Source organism: uncultured Cedecea sp. (assembly GCF_947498825.1).
GTDB lineage: Bacteria > Pseudomonadota > Gammaproteobacteria > Enterobacterales > Enterobacteriaceae > JGM124.
In genome coordinates this window covers 40,182-55,563 of record NZ_CANMLV010000014.1, presented here as the reverse complement: position 1 = coordinate 55,563, position 15,382 = coordinate 40,182, and the positions used below count along the sequence as shown (strand labels likewise).

16 protein-coding genes and 1 tRNA gene are annotated in these 15,382 nt (G+C 45.6%); 4 read left to right on the top strand and 13 right to left on the bottom strand.

Annotation, left to right across the window (positions count from 1 at the left end; all coding sequences use genetic code 11):
- Positions 1-6 precede the first annotated feature (6 nt).
- The 7 genes from Q1A40_RS14920 to Q1A40_RS14890 all read right to left on the bottom strand — a co-directional run bounded on the left by Q1A40_RS14920 (position 7) and on the right by Q1A40_RS14890 (position 6,262).
- A complete protein-coding gene (locus tag Q1A40_RS14920; RefSeq protein WP_300001388.1) occupies positions 7-315 on the bottom strand; it encodes a recombinase-like helix-turn-helix domain-containing protein in 309 nt (102 codons plus the stop codon).
- Between the two features lie 2 nt (positions 316-317).
- A complete protein-coding gene (locus Q1A40_RS14915) occupies positions 318-632 on the bottom strand; it encodes a non-heme iron oxygenase ferredoxin subunit (RefSeq protein ID WP_300001386.1) in 315 nt (104 codons plus the stop codon).
- Positions 633-1,006: 374 nt separating this feature from the next.
- Positions 1,007-1,759, bottom strand: coding sequence for an ankyrin repeat domain-containing protein (locus Q1A40_RS14910; RefSeq protein WP_300001384.1), 753 nt, complete (start codon positions 1,757-1,759; stop codon positions 1,007-1,009).
- A 173-nt stretch (positions 1,760-1,932) separates the two neighbouring features.
- Positions 1,933-4,008 (bottom strand): phosphate acetyltransferase, encoded by a 2,076-nt coding sequence (gene pta / locus Q1A40_RS14905; RefSeq protein WP_300001382.1) that lies wholly within the window; start codon positions 4,006-4,008, stop codon positions 1,933-1,935.
- A gap of 56 nt (positions 4,009-4,064) precedes the next feature.
- Positions 4,065-5,264: an enoyl-ACP reductase FabV gene (fabV, locus tag Q1A40_RS14900; RefSeq protein ID WP_300001381.1), complete on the bottom strand. Its 1,200-nt coding sequence runs from the start codon at positions 5,262-5,264 to the stop codon at positions 4,065-4,067.
- A gap of 10 nt (positions 5,265-5,274) precedes the next feature.
- On the bottom strand, positions 5,275-5,694 hold the full coding sequence (locus tag Q1A40_RS14895; protein WP_300001379.1) for a MaoC family dehydratase: 420 nt from the start codon (positions 5,692-5,694) through the stop codon (positions 5,275-5,277).
- 67 nt (positions 5,695-5,761) lie between these two features.
- Positions 5,762-6,262 carry a propionate CoA-transferase gene (locus tag Q1A40_RS14890; protein ID WP_300001377.1) on the bottom strand — a complete coding sequence of 167 codons (501 nt, stop codon included), beginning with the start codon at positions 6,260-6,262 and terminating at the stop codon, positions 5,762-5,764.
- Between the two features lie 73 nt (positions 6,263-6,335).
- Between Q1A40_RS14890 and Q1A40_RS14885 the strand changes: the two genes are divergently transcribed.
- Complete coding sequence (locus tag Q1A40_RS14885; protein ID WP_300001375.1) at positions 6,336-7,241, top strand: LysR family transcriptional regulator; 906 nt, start codon at positions 6,336-6,338, stop codon at positions 7,239-7,241.
- Here Q1A40_RS14885 and Q1A40_RS14880 read toward each other — a convergent pair.
- The 3 genes from Q1A40_RS14880 to Q1A40_RS14870 form a co-directional block, all read right to left on the bottom strand.
- Positions 7,216-7,362, bottom strand: coding sequence for a hypothetical protein (locus tag Q1A40_RS14880; protein ID WP_300001373.1), 147 nt, complete (start codon positions 7,360-7,362; stop codon positions 7,216-7,218). The two genes, Q1A40_RS14885 and Q1A40_RS14880, sit on opposite strands and share 26 nt — an antisense overlap.
- A gap of 150 nt (positions 7,363-7,512) precedes the next feature.
- Complete coding sequence (locus tag Q1A40_RS14875) at positions 7,513-8,388, bottom strand: hypothetical protein (protein ID WP_300001371.1); 876 nt, start codon at positions 8,386-8,388, stop codon at positions 7,513-7,515.
- Between the two features lie 267 nt (positions 8,389-8,655).
- Positions 8,656-8,731, bottom strand: a tRNA-Phe gene (locus Q1A40_RS14870).
- Between the two features lie 561 nt (positions 8,732-9,292).
- Between Q1A40_RS14870 and Q1A40_RS14865 the strand changes: the two genes are divergently transcribed.
- Complete coding sequence (locus Q1A40_RS14865; protein ID WP_300001369.1) at positions 9,293-11,428, top strand: ornithine decarboxylase; 2,136 nt, start codon at positions 9,293-9,295, stop codon at positions 11,426-11,428.
- Positions 11,429-11,471: 43 nt separating this feature from the next.
- On the opposite strand, the gene mltC is transcribed toward Q1A40_RS14865, so the two are convergent.
- From mltC to mutY, 3 genes are read right to left on the bottom strand one after another with little or no spacing between them, the layout of a single operon-like run.
- Positions 11,472-12,554, bottom strand: a complete 1,083-nt coding sequence (mltC, locus tag Q1A40_RS14860) for a membrane-bound lytic murein transglycosylase MltC (RefSeq protein WP_300001367.1) — start codon at positions 12,552-12,554, stop codon at positions 11,472-11,474.
- A 42-nt stretch (positions 12,555-12,596) separates the two neighbouring features.
- The gene (locus tag Q1A40_RS14855) at positions 12,597-12,872 is read right to left on the bottom strand and encodes an oxidative damage protection protein (protein WP_300001365.1); all 276 of its coding nucleotides are present in this window, start codon (positions 12,870-12,872) and stop codon (positions 12,597-12,599) included.
- Between the two features lie 30 nt (positions 12,873-12,902).
- Positions 12,903-13,961, bottom strand: a complete 1,059-nt coding sequence (gene mutY, locus Q1A40_RS14850) for an A/G-specific adenine glycosylase (protein WP_300001363.1) — start codon at positions 13,959-13,961, stop codon at positions 12,903-12,905.
- A gap of 229 nt (positions 13,962-14,190) precedes the next feature.
- Between mutY and trmB the strand changes: the two genes are divergently transcribed.
- Positions 14,191-14,910: a tRNA (guanosine(46)-N7)-methyltransferase TrmB gene (trmB, locus tag Q1A40_RS14845; protein WP_300001361.1), complete on the top strand. Its 720-nt coding sequence runs from the start codon at positions 14,191-14,193 to the stop codon at positions 14,908-14,910.
- Positions 14,910-15,236, top strand: coding sequence for a YggL family protein (locus Q1A40_RS14840; protein ID WP_300001359.1), 327 nt, complete (start codon positions 14,910-14,912; stop codon positions 15,234-15,236). Before trmB ends, Q1A40_RS14840 begins: the two co-directional genes overlap by 1 nt.
- The last annotated feature ends 146 nt before the right edge of the window (positions 15,237-15,382 follow it).

The following is a 15,382-nucleotide window of genomic DNA, read 5'->3' as shown; positions in this document are numbered from 1 at the left end:
AAAGCCTTAATATCCATTAACAAGAAGAAACTCACGGAAACTTTCTGCAGTCCATGCATTGCCTTGACGATCAAATAAATTTTGTTGATTCAAGGCCTCAATAAGGTCATTTAAGGTTTCCATGCCAGAGGCAAATAAATTTTCTAATGCTGAAATCAGTAATACTTCGTATTCATCAGGAACACGTGAACGTGTTTGCCAGACAATATTTGGCGCGCTTCCTGGTGCCTGGATATTTCCCTTACCCCCTTCTCTGGCTGGGATAATTTGATTATTAGCGGGTAGGTAAGGGTTAATATTTTGAATAATGTCCATGGCTACTCCTCAATAAAACTGATTTCTATTCGGTTTTCATTAATGCGCGTAGGATAAATTTTGAGATCTCGCGAACCGGGTTCCCGCAAACACTTGCCTGTTTTGATATCAAAAATAGCTTCATGCAGTGGGCATTCGACTTTGCCATCTTCAACAAAGCCCTGGCTAAGAAGAGCATAAGCATGAGGGCAAATATCTTCTAAAGCGTAATATTGTTCATCAACCAAAAAAATACCGATTTCGTTGTCGTTAACTTTGGCTGAAAAAGGAAAATCTTCTTGAACTTGTGAAACATCACATACTGCGATCCAGCTCATCGCATCACTCCTTTTATATTCGGTAACATTTGGTTTCATATTTGAAACAATGTTTATTATTTAAAACCATGGTAAATATGCGGGTGAATAACAGTCAATCTGATGTTGATCAAATGTAAGTTATTTGTTTTGAAATGTGGGGTTCGTCGAGCTTATGACTCTTTTTTGTTTCATATATGAAACTAAGGGAGTAAGGGGGATAACGGACGTTTTTATATACAGAAAATCAAAAAAACGTTGATTGAGCACGTATTGAGAATGGTTGGTCAAAAATCAAACGATGAGTAAGGGAAGAGAGGCAAGAAAAGCAGAGGGAAAGAGATAGTCGCTATCTCTCCCCCTTTATATTTCATAATGTGTCTGGAGTGCGATAATTAATAGTCGCAAGACGCATTGTTATTACGATGGTTGACGGCACCGTGCTGTTGTAGAATCTTGATGATTTCAGCATTCCCTCTGGTACAGGCGAAAGAGAAGGCACTTTGGTTGTAAGCCGGATGATTTTTATCTTTTTCTGTGGTGACTAAATCTGTTTTTGCACCATGGTCAAGTAGATATTTAACGATATCAGCGCGGTTATTACTTGCTGCAACAATTAATATTGTTTCACCTTGCATATCATTACTCTGATTATTTAAATCAACCTTATCTTTAAGTTTGTTATACAGAGTATCAAAAACAGCCACGTTTTTACCTAATCCGGCAGATTTAAGAGCGTTAGAAACATCTGCTTTATCCGTTGCCATCAGGTCAGCATTATTGGCGATCAGGTAGTCAACGACCTCGGGATATCCGATAAACGCAGCCCAACCTAAAGCCGTTTGTCCCAGACTGGCATTGTCTTTCGCTTCGATATTCTGACCATTTTCTACCATGGTTTTTATTGTCGCCAGATCGCCTTGTTTAACGGCATCAAACCATTTTGCATCCGGACCTTCTGAAGGCTTGGTATAAAACACGCGGTGGCTTAGTTTGTTTGGATTGGCAATATCAACCATCTCAGAATAATCCATTTTAAACTGCTTATAACCATTAGGATTATTCGTATTTAATTCAGCCGCCTGTGCTGAAAATGCGAAGGAGGTAAGAAGCAAAGGTAACATGATGATTTTAGTCAATTTTTCCATGATATAAATTATCCTGTAGGTCTGAGGTTATGTATATAATATATATCTATAAGTAATAAAAAGATAATCAAATAAACTGAATGATACCGTTAATCTATTTCAGCTTGCTGATAAATAATATGGTGCTAAATATTTCTTTGTATATTATTTCCTGGGTTTTTATTTCGCTAGTATTAAAAATCCGCCTGTATACAGGTCAGCGCAATCGTGTAAACAATATCGTCGACGAGAGCACCACGTGAGAGGTCGTTCACCGGTTTGCGCATGCCCTGTAACATGGGGCCTATAGAGATAAGCTCTGCTGAGCGCTGCACTGCTTTGTAAGTGGTATTGCCTGTATTGAGATCAGGAAAAATAAACACCGTAGCACGACCCGCAACCGAAGAGTCTGGCGCTTTCGATTTTGCTACATCAGGCATGACCGCGGCGTCGTACTGTAGCGGACCATCAATCATCAAGTCTGGGCGTTTTTCCTGGGCGAGACGGGTCGCCTCTCGCACTTTCTCTACATCGCTGCCTTTCCCTGAAGTACCTGTGGAATAAGACAACATCGCCACGCGTGGCTCGATACCAAACGCTAGCGCCGAATCAGCAGACTGAATGGCTATTTCCGCGAGCTGCTGTGCTGTTGGTTCGGGGTTAATCGCGCAGTCCCCATAAACATAAACTTGTTCTGGCAGCAGCATAAAAAATACCGAAGATATCAGAGAGCTGCCTGGCGCTGTTTTGATTAGCTGCAATGCCGGGCGGATAGTGTTGGCTGTCGTGTGAACCGCGCCAGATACCAGACCATCCACCTTGCCTTGTTCCAGCATTAGAGTAGCCAGAACCACATTATCTGCCAGCTGTTCAGCTGCAATAGCTTCGTTCATGCCCTTGCTTCTGCGTAACTCAACCAGACGGGCAATATAGTTTGCGCGAACCATTTCAGGATCAATAATCTGGATGGCCGCACTCAGCTCAATTCCCTGAGAGGCCGCTACACGCCTGATCTCCTCTGGGTCACCCAGTAACACACATCTGGCGATATGACGTTCGGCACAGATAACCGCCGCTTTAATCGTACGCGGTTCGTTACCTTCTGGCAGCACCACACATTTATTGGCTTTGCGTGCACGCTCGGTCAAATTATAGCGAAAAGCGGCTGGAGACAGACGGTGACTCTGCTCGGATGTTGTCATCAGAGATTCTATCCAATCCATATCGATATAATCAGCGACGTATTCCTGAATCTTCTCAATACGCTCACTATCGTCAATTGATACTTCCAGTTTAAAGCTTTGCAGATTGAGCGAGGTTTGCCAGGTGTTAGCATTGGCGATAAAGACAGGAAGACCGGTGTCGAATGCCCGGGCACAGAGTGCCGTTATTAACGGATCTGGCTGATTATCACCGGTCAATAAAATAGCCCCGATTTCCATACCATTCATCGCAACCAGACAGGCGGCAATCAGAATATCGGGTCGGTCAGCAGAGATGACAAGTAAGACACCCGGACGAATATGTTCCAGCATATGCGGAATACTGTGGGTGCAGAATGAAACTGAATGAATGCGTCGGTGCTGGATATTTCCCTCGTTCAGTATCTGCGCTTTGAGATGAGATGCGATATCTGCTGCTCGTACAGCAACTAAATCCACATTCCAGGGAATAGCGGCCAGTACTGGAGCGGTAATATTATCCTTGAGTCCGGTGATGAGTGAGGATGAAAGCTCGTCCTGTAGCGTATTGACCTTATTAATAATGATGCCGGAGAGCCTGTTCTTTGCGTTACCTAAAGAGTGATATGCCAGTTTTATACTCTCCCGGAGCTGCTCTGGGCTTTGTTGCCCTTGGGTAATCACTAAGATAATTTCGGCATCCAGTGTGTTTGCAATACTGATATTCAACGAGGGAACAAACGAATGTTTGCGCGTAGGAACTAATCCTTCCACCAATATCATTTCAGCACTCTGACTTGCGGCATGATGACCAGCAACAATACTTTCCATCAATACATCTTTCTGACCACCGGAGAGCCAGGTTTCAGCCTGACTCATTTTTAGCGGGTCGCCGGTTAGCAGGCGGGTATTTGCGCGGATAATGGCAGTGGTACGATCGAGATCCGTATTTTCATTGGATGATTGCGCGATGGGTTTATAGAGACTCGGCTGAACGCCTTTGCGTTCCATGGCTCGGATAACACCAAGACAGACACTCGTCAGGCCAATACCGGGTTCAGCAGGAATTAACATAATAGTTCGTGGCACAGTTCCTCCTTATCGGGCATAAAGGCCTGCCACCAGGGGTAACAGGCCTTTATCATTTATGGTTTCATCGCCATCAGATCGGATAATTCAACCGGTTTCTGATAGTCAACTTCGTCAAAACCAAAGCCGTTGAGCTGAAGGAACTCTTTCTTGTAGCCTGCGTAATCACCAATTTTGGTGAAATTATCATCGTTTAATTCACCCATCAGTTTATTTACCGCCTGCTGTACGTCCGGGCGCAGTTCCCAGTCGTCAATACGAATCAGTCGGGATGAATCGACCGGGACGGCATTTTTCTGATAAAGATTTTCGCTGAACAAACGCTGCATCTGTTCGATACAGGTTTCGTGCAGCCCCATCTGTTTCATGACCTGATACAGGCATAATACATAAGGGGAAAATGCAGGGATAAAGACGCTGGCCTTGGTGACCAGTGCTTTACACACGGATACCCACGCACCACCATTTTCTGCAGCTAGCTGTTCGTTCAGGCTTTCTGCAGTCCGGTACAAATGTTTTTTCGCCCGTCCTAATGTACCGTCATGGTAGATGGGATAGGTCACTTCAGGGCCAATATAAGAAAAAGCGACCGTTTTCACGCCTTTTGCCAGCGCGTTATGTTGCTTCAGCCAATGGATCCATTCTTCCCAGTCTTCTCCGCCCATCACTTTTTCTGTTGCCAGGATCTCAGCATCATTCGCCACTTCCAGCTCAACCGTATCAAGACGGTTTTTTTCCAGGTTAACGGTTTTTCCGCTGAACGGCGTGCCTACTGTTTTCAGACAAGAGCGCCACATTTCGCCGGTTTCAGGATCCGGACGCATACCGGTTGCCAGACTGTAAACGACTAAATCAACTTGCCCACCAAAATCCTGATTAATCAGTTTAAGAACCTGTTCTTTCACTGAAGTTGAAAATGCATCGCCGATGATATTATGGGCAATACGTCCTTCCGCCTCTGCTTGCTGGCGGAAATAAATATTGTTGTACCAGCCCGCCGTGCCGACACCTTTCTCGCCAGGTCCGCGTTCAAATGAGACGCCAATGGTATCAGCTTGAGCACCACCAAATGTTAATGCCACCCTTGCCGCTAAGCCAAAACCAGAAGAGGCACCAATAATCAAAACGCGTTTTGGTCCATTGTGAATTTGCTGGTGATGCTTACTGTAATTAATTTGGTTTTTTACCGCCTGCTGGCAACCTTCAGGATGAGCCGTTTTGGCAACAACACCATTGATAATAGGTTCGATAATCATCTTTATATCCTTACGCTTTTTTCGGCGCCATGACTACAGCGACACCTTCAATAACAACTTCGTTATTTTGGTTGGTGGTGGTAGTGGCTAATCGGGCAATGTTTTTTGCTGTATTAATCTCGATGACTTCGCATGTCGCTTTAACCGTGTCACCAATATACACCGGGTGGCGGAATTTATTGTCCTGACCCAAATAAATAGTGCCTTCGCCAGGCAACTGCATGCCCAGCACCGCAGAGGTCAGGCCTGATACGAGAACACCATGTGCGACACGTTTGCCAAAAATACTCTCTTTTGCCACTCGGTCATTAATATGGACGGGATTAATATCGCCAGAAATACCGGAGAAAAGTAATACATCACTTTCGGTAATTGTTTTTTCAAAACTTGCTTTTTGGCCAACAAACAGTTCATTAATTGTATAAGACATAGCAATGCCCTCGATAAGCAATCGTAGTTTTTAAATTAAATAATGAAAGATTAAATTACAGGGGTGATTATGCTAAATTTAGCCCCATGGGTTGTTCGTTAAAAATTCGTGCATCCATAAGTTTTAATTCAGGGCTGATTTTTGGCGTGAATTCCATTTGGTTGAGAATATCACGATGCAGATCAACGCCAGGTGCAATTTCGATTAGCTCAATGGTGCCGTCAGTTAATTTAAATACAGCACGTTCGGTAATGTAATAGACTGGTTTATTATTTTTTCGTGCCGTATCAGAAGAAAAAGTAATCTGTTGTACTTTCTTGATGAATTTTAATATATGTCCATCCTGGCGAATAATCAGTTTGCCATCTTCAACGGTAATATCACTGCTGCCTGCGGTAAATGTACCGCAAAAGAAGACTTGTTTAGCATTTTGGGTGATATTAATAAAACCTCCGCAGCCGGCGATTTTTACACCAAATTTTGAGACATTCAGGTCCCCTTTGGCATCGGTTTCCGCCAGACCGAGAAACGCTTGGTCCAGGCCTCCACCATCATAGAAATCAAACATTTGGTCCTGAGTAATAATCGCTTCAGGGAAGACTGAGGCGCCAAAAGACAGGCCTCCGGCTGGCGTTCCGCCAATGGCTCCAGGCTCGACGGTCGCTCGCTGTGGCTCTATATCTGAAGCTGCAAAAATATTTCATATTACCGCAGCAACAGGCAGTCGCTGGTTAAAGGAATTAGAGGAGCATTTAAACGTTACCTTACTGATTTCCAGCACCCGTAAAAGCGAACCCACTGAAGCGGGAATACTGTTATATGAACGTTTTCATCTGGCTTATTTAAATATTCAGGATATTTATAAAGAGGTTGAAGCTGCTAACAGTACTGACAGTGGGGTTATTTCCATCGCCTCAACACCACTGTTCTCGCGAAATTTCCTTTCAAAAATAATCGGCGAGTATCTGTTTATTTGCCCGGAAGTGAGTTTTCGAATTGAAGAAACGGCTTATGTCGATGAAAAGAAAAATGATATCGATTTTTATATTCGCGCCGGAGCAACCTATCGTGGATATATGGAGCCTGACAGCCAGCTCATTAAAAAAACACTCTTTAGCTATCCACTGGTCGTATGCTGTTCACCCAGCTACATAGAATCCTATGGTGAACTGAAGTCGCCTGAAGAACTGAAATTCCATAACTGTATTTATACCTCCACACTGGTTGGCGGAAACCGATGGCAGTTTGACGTTGATGGCGATGTGACCACTATTGAGATAGCCAAAACCGTAGAAATCGAGAATAGCGAGTTTCTCAAAGATGTAGCCCTGGCCGGAGGTGGCATCGCTTATCTTCCCTTGCCGTTAGTCAAAAAAGAGTTAGAGGCGGGTAAACTGGTCTCCATTCTGGACGACTATATCAAAAGTAAATTTGAAATAAGTCTTTGGTTTCGTTCACCGAAACATATGTCATCCCGGTGCCTTAAATTTAAAGACTTCCTGATAAAGCGGACATTAGAGATCAAAGATACGATCCATTTTTCTTGACAGGTGCTAACTCGGCGTAGTTTTTCAATGCATCCTCAACATACAGATAACCGATGCCCATCACCTGTTGTGTCGCCGATAATAAACGATGAGCCAGTACCGTAATCCACATTGATAACACAAAAATCCTGGCGGCTGGATAATCAAAAATGTGTATTGTTGATTAAAATGATGCCTGTTTTATATCGATGACTGGCGAAAGGTTTGCCGTTAAAGTAGCGTATTGGCTTAGCGCCATACGCTATGAGGCGATATCTTAATGAGGCTGTTATTACTCTGCTAATATTACTTGTAGCATATTTACTATCTGTACGACCCGTTCATTATCGTGATAAACGTTAACAACACTTTTAATTAAGCCAGAAGGTTCTGGCGCAGGCATTATTTCAATACTGAACTTTAATATACTGTCAGCCTTCATTAATTTATCTGCTGATAATTTTAAATCTTGTACGCAGAAACGTGCTGTCTCGCCATACTGTTTTTTAATTAACTCACCTGTAACTTGAAATGCTGTTTGGGCAATTATTGCTACCGGCCAGCATGGATAACCGAAAAAATGACCGGCACATTGTTGGGGAGATAACGGCCCGGCAAACGCATCAAGTTTTCCTTCCTCGAAGGTCAGATTATAAAGAGGCAATACATGTTGATAGGGGGACGAGAGAGGTATAGATACATTGTCACTGGCATAGTTCTGGAATTTACGTTGAAATAATGCAGGAGAGAGAAGGGTGTACTCACATATGAGCTCGGCCAGGGGTTCTTTATTCCATACCTGAATTGAAGCCTTGAGAGTGCGTTTATCGATATTCATAACCTGAGCACTGGCGTGAAATAGATTATCTTCTGAATGTTGCCGGGTGTCTTTACGAATAAGATGCGCTTTTGTGGCAAGATAATAACCTTCAGACCCATTATGCAGTGCGACAGCAGCACAGCTGCCTAAAATGGCCATATGTCTTCCCATTTCGCCTGTAGTCAGGGGGCCTATCTCATTGCCCAGTGGCTGTTCACCTGCAAAGTTACCCACTAGTGCTGTCCCGTCTTGCCAGAGTTTTTGAAAAGCAAAGTAAGGTTTTTGTACGTTGGTGTGTCGAGATACTTGAAGAATATCAAAAAAATCATTTCTGTTTTCTACGCTCATTCTCACCTCAGTGTTATTTAGCACTATGAATAATTAATAGAATCAAAACTAATTGTAGTCAGGTTTTATCCATCGTTTCGTTTTTCGCGAAATTAAGCTCAGGTTTAGTGGAGGATGGACGAATCGGGACTGTACTGTCAGCTAACACAGGCGGACGCAGCACTGAACGACTCAGATTCAAAAACGGCGAGATATGAAGAGATAAGCTGAAATGTTTTAAGACCAGAAAGCAAAAAACCAGCCCGCAGGCTGGTTTTTCTGAATAAGTGGTGCCCGGACTCGGAATCGAACCAAGGACACGGGGATTTTCAATCCCCTGCTCTACCGACTGAGCTATCCGGGCAACGGGGCGCATTAAACCGTAATCTGCATCTGTCGTCAATGAAATTTAGTTAATAATGGTGCGTTTGGCTAACTTTGCGACAAATGAGCGATTGTTGTCCCGTGTGTTGTGAAAATATTGAGCAAAGTGACGTTAAAAGCACCAGTCATGGGATTTACCGTGTACTGACGTCTGTTCATTTCTTTTTTTGTTCATCCTGACAGCATAAACTGTCCGTCAGGATGTTGAACCGCAGGGCAGAAGGTGCGATTATTGCGCCAATTTTTCTATCTACCGACTATGAGGGGGCACCTTGATGTTGATTCACTTTTCTTCCCCATCTTCCACTCAGGTGCTCGCCCGAAACTCATCACGCCGAAGTTACTGTCAGTCCACCGTGCGGTAAGGGCAACGCTTGCTCACTGTAGGACATCAGTAAACTCAGGGTATCCCTGACTTTACTGATGTCTGGCGGTCAGAGTGGACTCACCTCTCAAGACTTTCAAGACGCTTTCGCCGGGGAATACTCCCTTTGCCGTGCCTTTGGCACCCACTCATCCTTGAACACGGGGATTTGTGCTTATGAAGTCACTTAAAATTGCTGCCAGCCACAGTATTGCAGGCTCACTCTTAACGCATCGTGAAGTTGTGGCCCTTGCTGATACCGATTTTACCGATGTGGCGGTCGCTGTCGTCTCTGTTGCTGATAGCCAGAGCGGTATTCTGACGTTGCTTAAACGGACTGGTTTTAATTTACCAGTGTTTATCTTTGGCGAAACGGTTGCTGATGAGTTACCGCCCGTCACTGGCATTATCACCGGCCAGCCGGAAGACTTTCTGACCCTGGAAAACGCGGCCTGTGGATATGAAGAGCAGTTACTGCCGCCTTTTTTCAGCACCCTGACGCAGTACGTGGCAATGGAAAATACCTCCTTTGCCTGTCCCGGGCACCAGCATGGGGAGTTTTTCAAAAAACATCCTGCCGGGCGACAGTTTTATGATTTCTTCGGCGAGAATGTCTTTCGCGCTGATATGTGTAACGCCGATGTGCAGCTTGGCGACTTACTGATCCACGAAGGATCGGCTAAACATGCTCAGAAGTTTGCCGCCAAAGTTTTTAATGCAGATAAAACCTATTTTGTCTTGAATGGAACATCTGGCGCCAACAAAGTAGTGACGAATGCGTTACTGACTCGCGGCGATCTGGTGCTATTTGATCGAAATAACCATAAATCAAACCACCATGGAGCACTTATTCAGGCAGGAGCGACGCCGGTTTATCTGGAAGCCACGCGTAACCCATTTGGTTTTATCGGCGGTATTGATGCTCACTGCTTTGATGAACAATATCTGCGTCAGCGGATAGCCGAAGTCGCTCCGGAGCGGGCGCAGGAAGCTCGTCCGTTCAGACTGGCAATTATTCAGCTCGGAACCTATGACGGCACGGTGTATAACGCGCGTCAGGTAGTCGACAGCATTGGTCATCTCTGTGACTACATTTTGTTTGATTCCGCCTGGGTGGGCTACGAGCAATTTATTCCGATGATGGCTGACTGTTCGCCGTTATTACTGGAACTGGAGCCTGAGGACCCGGGGATTTTTGTTACCCAGTCAGTGCATAAACAGCAGGCGGGTTTCTCCCAAACCTCACAGATCCATAAAAAAGATAACCACCTGCGTGGCCAGGCTCGTTTCTGCCCGCATAAACGGTTAAATAATGCTTTTATGCTGCACGCGTCTACCAGTCCGTTTTATCCGTTATTTGCGGCTCTGGATGTGAATGCCAAAATTCACCAAGGGGAAAGTGGTCGTCGGCTGTGGGCCGAATGTGTTGCATTCGGTATAGAGGCTCGTAAAGCGATTATTGCCCAGTGCAAGATGATTAAGCCCTTTATTCCTCCCGTAATAGCCGGTCGTCCATGGCAGGATTATCCCACGGAGGTTATTGCCAGGGATCGCGGTTTCTTTAGCTTTGAGCCGGGTGCCGCATGGCATGGTTTTGAAGGCTACGCGGAGAATGAATACTTTGTTGACCCTTGTAAGTTATTGCTGACCACGCCAGGAATTTCGTCCGAAAATGGGGCTTATACTGACTTTGGGATCCCGGCAGCGATTCTGGCTCACTATCTGCGTGAGAATGGCATCGTTCCGGAAAAATCAGATCTGAATTCGATTCTGTTTCTGCTGACTCCAGCGGAAAGTACAGAGAAAATGGCGCGTCTGGTCGCCATGCTTATGCAGTTTGAGCACCATGTGGAAAACGACACGCCTCTGGTGGATGTACTGCCGACGATTTATCACAAATATCCTCTTCGTTATAAAGGTTATACTTTACGCCAGCTTTGCCAGGAGATGCATGATCTCTATGTCAGTCTTGATGTTAAAGCGCTCCAGAAAGCGATGTTCCGTAGAGAGAGCTTGCCTGAAGTGGTGATGAATCCTCAGGATGCCAATATCGAATTTATTCGTGGCAATGTTGAGTTAGTCAGATTGAAAGAAGCGGAAGGGCGCATTGCTGCTGAAGGCGCATTGCCTTACCCGCCTGGGGTGCTATGTGTGGTGCCTGGTGAGAAATGGGGGGGAGCGGCTCAGCGTTATTTCCTGGCTCTGGAAGAGAGCGTCAACCGCCTGCCTGGTTTTGCACCCGAATTGCAAGGCGTTTACAGTGAAACCGATGCGGACGGGATTAAGCGTCTGTATGGCAATATGGTGAAATAAACCTGCTGCCCTCACTTGAAAATAAGGTGAGGGCAACAGTCTGTCAGTTACGGCGATAGCTCTTTTGTGCCGTATTCACTTTGTACAGATAGCGGCGTGATTCAGCCGCAGGATGACGTGTCGTCAGGGTCTGATAGACGTCCCCTGGCTTCATGCTGTTGATCATGCTAAAGGCGCGATCTTTGTCATTTGAGAAAACCCGAAGCACGCTACCCGCGCCGCCATTATAGGCAGTAATCACCGCGTAACGGCGTGAAGCCGGGTTAGTTATCTGTCCCAGATAGCTGTTATGCAAAATCGCCAGGTACGCGGTTCCGGCATCAATATTATTTTCAGGATCAAATAAATAGCTACGGCTTGGTTTACCTGATTTCCCCTGAGCTCTGAAGACGTCGACTCCGGCACTGTGCTGGACAACCTGCATCAGGCCCAGCGCATCAGCATGGCTGACGGCATAAGGATTGAAGCTGGATTCGGTCTGCATAATAGCCAGTATCAGTGACTCATCAATACCGTATTTCTGTGATGCTTTACGCACCATGCCAATATATTTATGGGCGCGTTTATCCAGATGGTTAGGAACCAGATTAATTGTCACGCTATAGACGATTTTTAACCCAGTACTGCGTTTCTGCAGGCGATGCTGTAACAGATAATCAGCAAATTTCTCGGCGCGACCTTGCCAGCGGATAGACTGTCCGGTGTTATCTACAACCTGGCCGTACAAGAACGGCTCTTTTGAGATAACCACATCATCGGTATCGGAATAGAGATCGATAGAACCCGGCTCGTCGCCCATTAATAACGTCGTGATAATCGCCTGACGTAGATGTCCGCCAGGGTCAGTGCCTGCTATCGTTTCTACCGTAATGGTACCGGTATCAAAGTTAATATGGCTCCGGGTCAGATAATTGTCGGTATATTTGACGTAATCTTTCGGGCCTGCAATCAGAACTTCTTTCATCCCCCAGATATTTTCGATATTGTTGGCAAATTGCCCCATCAAAATATCGAATCCGTTGGTATCTTTCTGATACATAACGACATTGTCCGCGCCATCCTCTTTGTGACTGGAACAAGAGATAAGCAAAGGGACAAGAAGAGCCAACGCGAGAAATTTTTTCATTATTCCGTTTATGCTGTTATGTTGATCAAAAAGTCGCGATAGTTACTGTTTATCTTGCGGGGTATATCCTTCGATATGTACCTCTTTGCCTTCAAACAGGAAATTCACCATTTCAGTTTCCAGTATCTTACGATGTTCTGGATTCATCATATTCATCTTCTTTTCATTAATGAGCATGGTTTGTTTTGTTTGCCATTGTTTCCAGGCGTCTTTAGAAATCTCATTAAAAATACGCTTGCCCAGTTCGCCAGGATAAAGTTGGAAATCCTGGCCTTCCGCATCTTGCTGTAAGTAAGTACAAAAAATAGTTCTGCTCATTGTTGTTTCCTTATCTCTTTCGCTCGATTTTTATAACACCGGATCGGCATGTAACTGTTGAAGCAAGCGTTCTACTGGCGCTGCCAGCCCAACAGAAGGGGGCTGGGATAAGTTATACCAGAGACCGGAGCCTTCATCCATGCAGCCGCCCGATAAGGATACCGAAATCCACATTGGAACGATATCTAAATGGAAATGGCTAAAAGTATGACGAAAAGCGGTAAGCTGCCTTATCTGATCAACAGGTAGACCACGCTGCGTTAACCAGCTATTCAGTTCAGATAATGTAGAAAACTGAGGAAAGCAAAATAACCCTCCCCATAGCCCGACGGGGGGACGCTTCTCCAGAAAGACCTCATTGCCTTCCTGCATCATCAGCATATAACCGGTACGTTGCGGCAAGGTGACTTTGGGTTTTTTACCCGGATAGCTGGCCCAGCTTTCAGTGGCGTAGGCCGCACAGCCATTATGCAGCGGACAGAGAGTGCATTTGGGCTTCGAGCGAGTACAAACCAGCGCGCCTAAGTCCATCATCGCCTGATTAAACTGACTGACACCCAGAGCCGGGGTAACTTTTTCGCTGATATCCCAGAGACGTTTTTCTACGTCCTTTTTTCCGGGCCAGCCACTGACAGCATAGCAGCGGGCTAAAACACGCTTAACGTTGCCATCCAGAATCGGAAAATGCTTCCCTAAAGCTAGCGACAGTACAGCTCCTGCCGTCGAACGCCCGACGCCTGGCAGGGCAGCAACTTCGTCAAAGGTTTCAGGAAAGACGCCGCCATGCTCATCGGCAATTTTTTGTGCTGCTTTATGCAGATTACGTGCCCGGGCGTAATATCCCAGACCGGTCCAAAGGTGCAAAACTTCGTCCTGGGGGGCGCGCGCAAGGCTGGTAACTGTCGGAAAACGCGCCATAAAACGTTCAAAATAGGGGATAACCGTTGTAACCTGTGTTTGTTGCAACATCACTTCCGATAGCCAGACTTTATAAGCTGTTTTTTCTTGTTGCCATGGCAGGGTTTTACGCCCGTATTTATCATACCAGTCGAGTACTTGTCGGGAAAATTGAGCAGCTTGTAAAGTCAACGCGAGGTATCCGCAAAGAGGGAGTCAGGATGCAGATTCCAGCACAGAGTTCTACAGCTGTAAACCGGATCTTTCCTTATGCGTGGAATGACGAGATGCGCTAGTATTGACGTTACCGATGGCGCTACACTGAGTCGCACCAGGTTTTATCGGAGGAGTCGCTTGCTTCTCGTCTTTAACTTTGGATAATGCCTGTTTTCTCCAATCTCAACCGAAGTATTAATCAATCATGAAGAATGACGTCATTTCACCGGAATTTAATGAAGAAGGCCGCGCCTTACGTCGCATTCGTAGCTTTGTTCGCCGCCAAGGCCGCCTGACCAAAGGCCAGCAGCTTGCGCTGGATAACTACTGGCCGGTGATGGGCGTTGAATATCAGGCACAACCGCTTGATTTCCCTTCTCTGTTTAATAACCAAGAGCCTGTTACCCTGGAAATCGGTTTTGGTATGGGGGCTTCATTAGTCACGATGGCGAATACTAACCCTCACCATAACTATCTTGGAATTGAAGTACATTTACCGGGAGTTGGCGCTTGCCTGAGCCTGGCGAAAGAGATGGAAGTCGAGAATCTGAAGGTAATGTGCCACGATGCGGTTGAAGTACTGGAACAGATGATCCCTGATAACTCTCTGACGATGGTGCAGTTATTCTTCCCGGACCCGTGGCATAAAGCGCGTCATAATAAACGTCGTATTGTGCAGGCACCTTTTGCAGAGCTGGTAAAAAGCAAACTGAAGCTTGGTGGTGTATTCCATATGGCGACCGATTGGGAACCTTATGCGGAACATATGCTCGAAGTAATGTCAGGTCTGGATGGTTACCAGAACCAGTCACAGAGCAAAGATTACGTACCGCGTCCGGACTCACGTCCAGTGACTAAATTCGAGCAGCGTGGCCATCGTCTCGGCCACGGTGTATGGGACTTAATGTTTGAGAGGGTAAAGTAATGGCAAAGAACCGCAGCCGTCGTTTGCGTAAAAAGATGCATATTGACGAGTTCCAGGAAATTGGCTTTTCAGTTGCCTGGAGTTTCCCTGAAGGTACGTCTGAAGAACAGATCGATGAAACAGTCGATGCTCTGATCGCTGAAGTCATTGCCCCTAATAAACTGGCTTTTGATGGCAGCGGCTACCTGGCATGGGAAGGGTTAGTTTGCACAGAAGAGGTGGGCAAATGTACCCCTGAACATCAGGCTCAGATCCGTGACTGGCTGGAAGCGCGTAAACTGACAAATGTACGTACCAGCGACTTGTTCGACGTCTGGTGGGATTAAGTTGTCCTTGAGGGGGCAGCTGTAACATATAAAGCAAAAAGGGGAAAACGGTGTTTTTCCCCTTTTGTATTGAAGTGTTAAAAATGAATGGATTGATTCTGTGAAAAACTCTCTGATAGTTTGAAGTATGACGGGGAGACGTCGTT

Bases quoted from the DNA above. Each gene is read 5' to 3' on its own strand.
- Q1A40_RS14920 (WP_300001388.1), bottom strand. From the start codon at position 315: ATGGACATTATTCAAAATATTAACCCTTACCTACCCGCTAATAATCAA.
- Q1A40_RS14915 (WP_300001386.1), bottom strand. From the start codon at position 632: ATGAGCTGGATCGCAGTATGTGATGTTTCACAAGTTCAAGAAGATTTT.
- Q1A40_RS14910 (WP_300001384.1), bottom strand. From the start codon at position 1,759: ATGGAAAAATTGACTAAAATCATCATGTTACCTTTGCTTCTTACCTCC.
- fabV (WP_300001381.1), bottom strand. From the start codon at position 5,264: ATGATTATCGAACCTATTATCAATGGTGTTGTTGCCAAAACGGCTCAT.
- Q1A40_RS14895 (WP_300001379.1), bottom strand. From the start codon at position 5,694: ATGTCTTATACAATTAATGAACTGTTTGTTGGCCAAAAAGCAAGTTTT.
- Q1A40_RS14890 (WP_300001377.1), bottom strand. From the start codon at position 6,262: ATGTTTGATTTCTATGATGGTGGAGGCCTGGACCAAGCGTTTCTCGGT.
- Q1A40_RS14885 (WP_300001375.1), top strand. From the start codon at position 6,336: ATGGCTCCAGGCTCGACGGTCGCTCGCTGTGGCTCTATATCTGAAGCT.
- Q1A40_RS14875 (WP_300001371.1), bottom strand. From the start codon at position 8,388: ATGAGCGTAGAAAACAGAAATGATTTTTTTGATATTCTTCAAGTATCT.
- Q1A40_RS14865 (WP_300001369.1), top strand. From the start codon at position 9,293: ATGAAGTCACTTAAAATTGCTGCCAGCCACAGTATTGCAGGCTCACTC.
- mltC (WP_300001367.1), bottom strand. From the start codon at position 12,554: ATGAAAAAATTTCTCGCGTTGGCTCTTCTTGTCCCTTTGCTTATCTCT.
- Q1A40_RS14855 (WP_300001365.1), bottom strand. From the start codon at position 12,872: ATGAGCAGAACTATTTTTTGTACTTACTTACAGCAAGATGCGGAAGGC.
- trmB (WP_300001361.1), top strand. From the start codon at position 14,191: ATGAAGAATGACGTCATTTCACCGGAATTTAATGAAGAAGGCCGCGCC.
- Q1A40_RS14840 (WP_300001359.1), top strand. From the start codon at position 14,910: ATGGCAAAGAACCGCAGCCGTCGTTTGCGTAAAAAGATGCATATTGAC.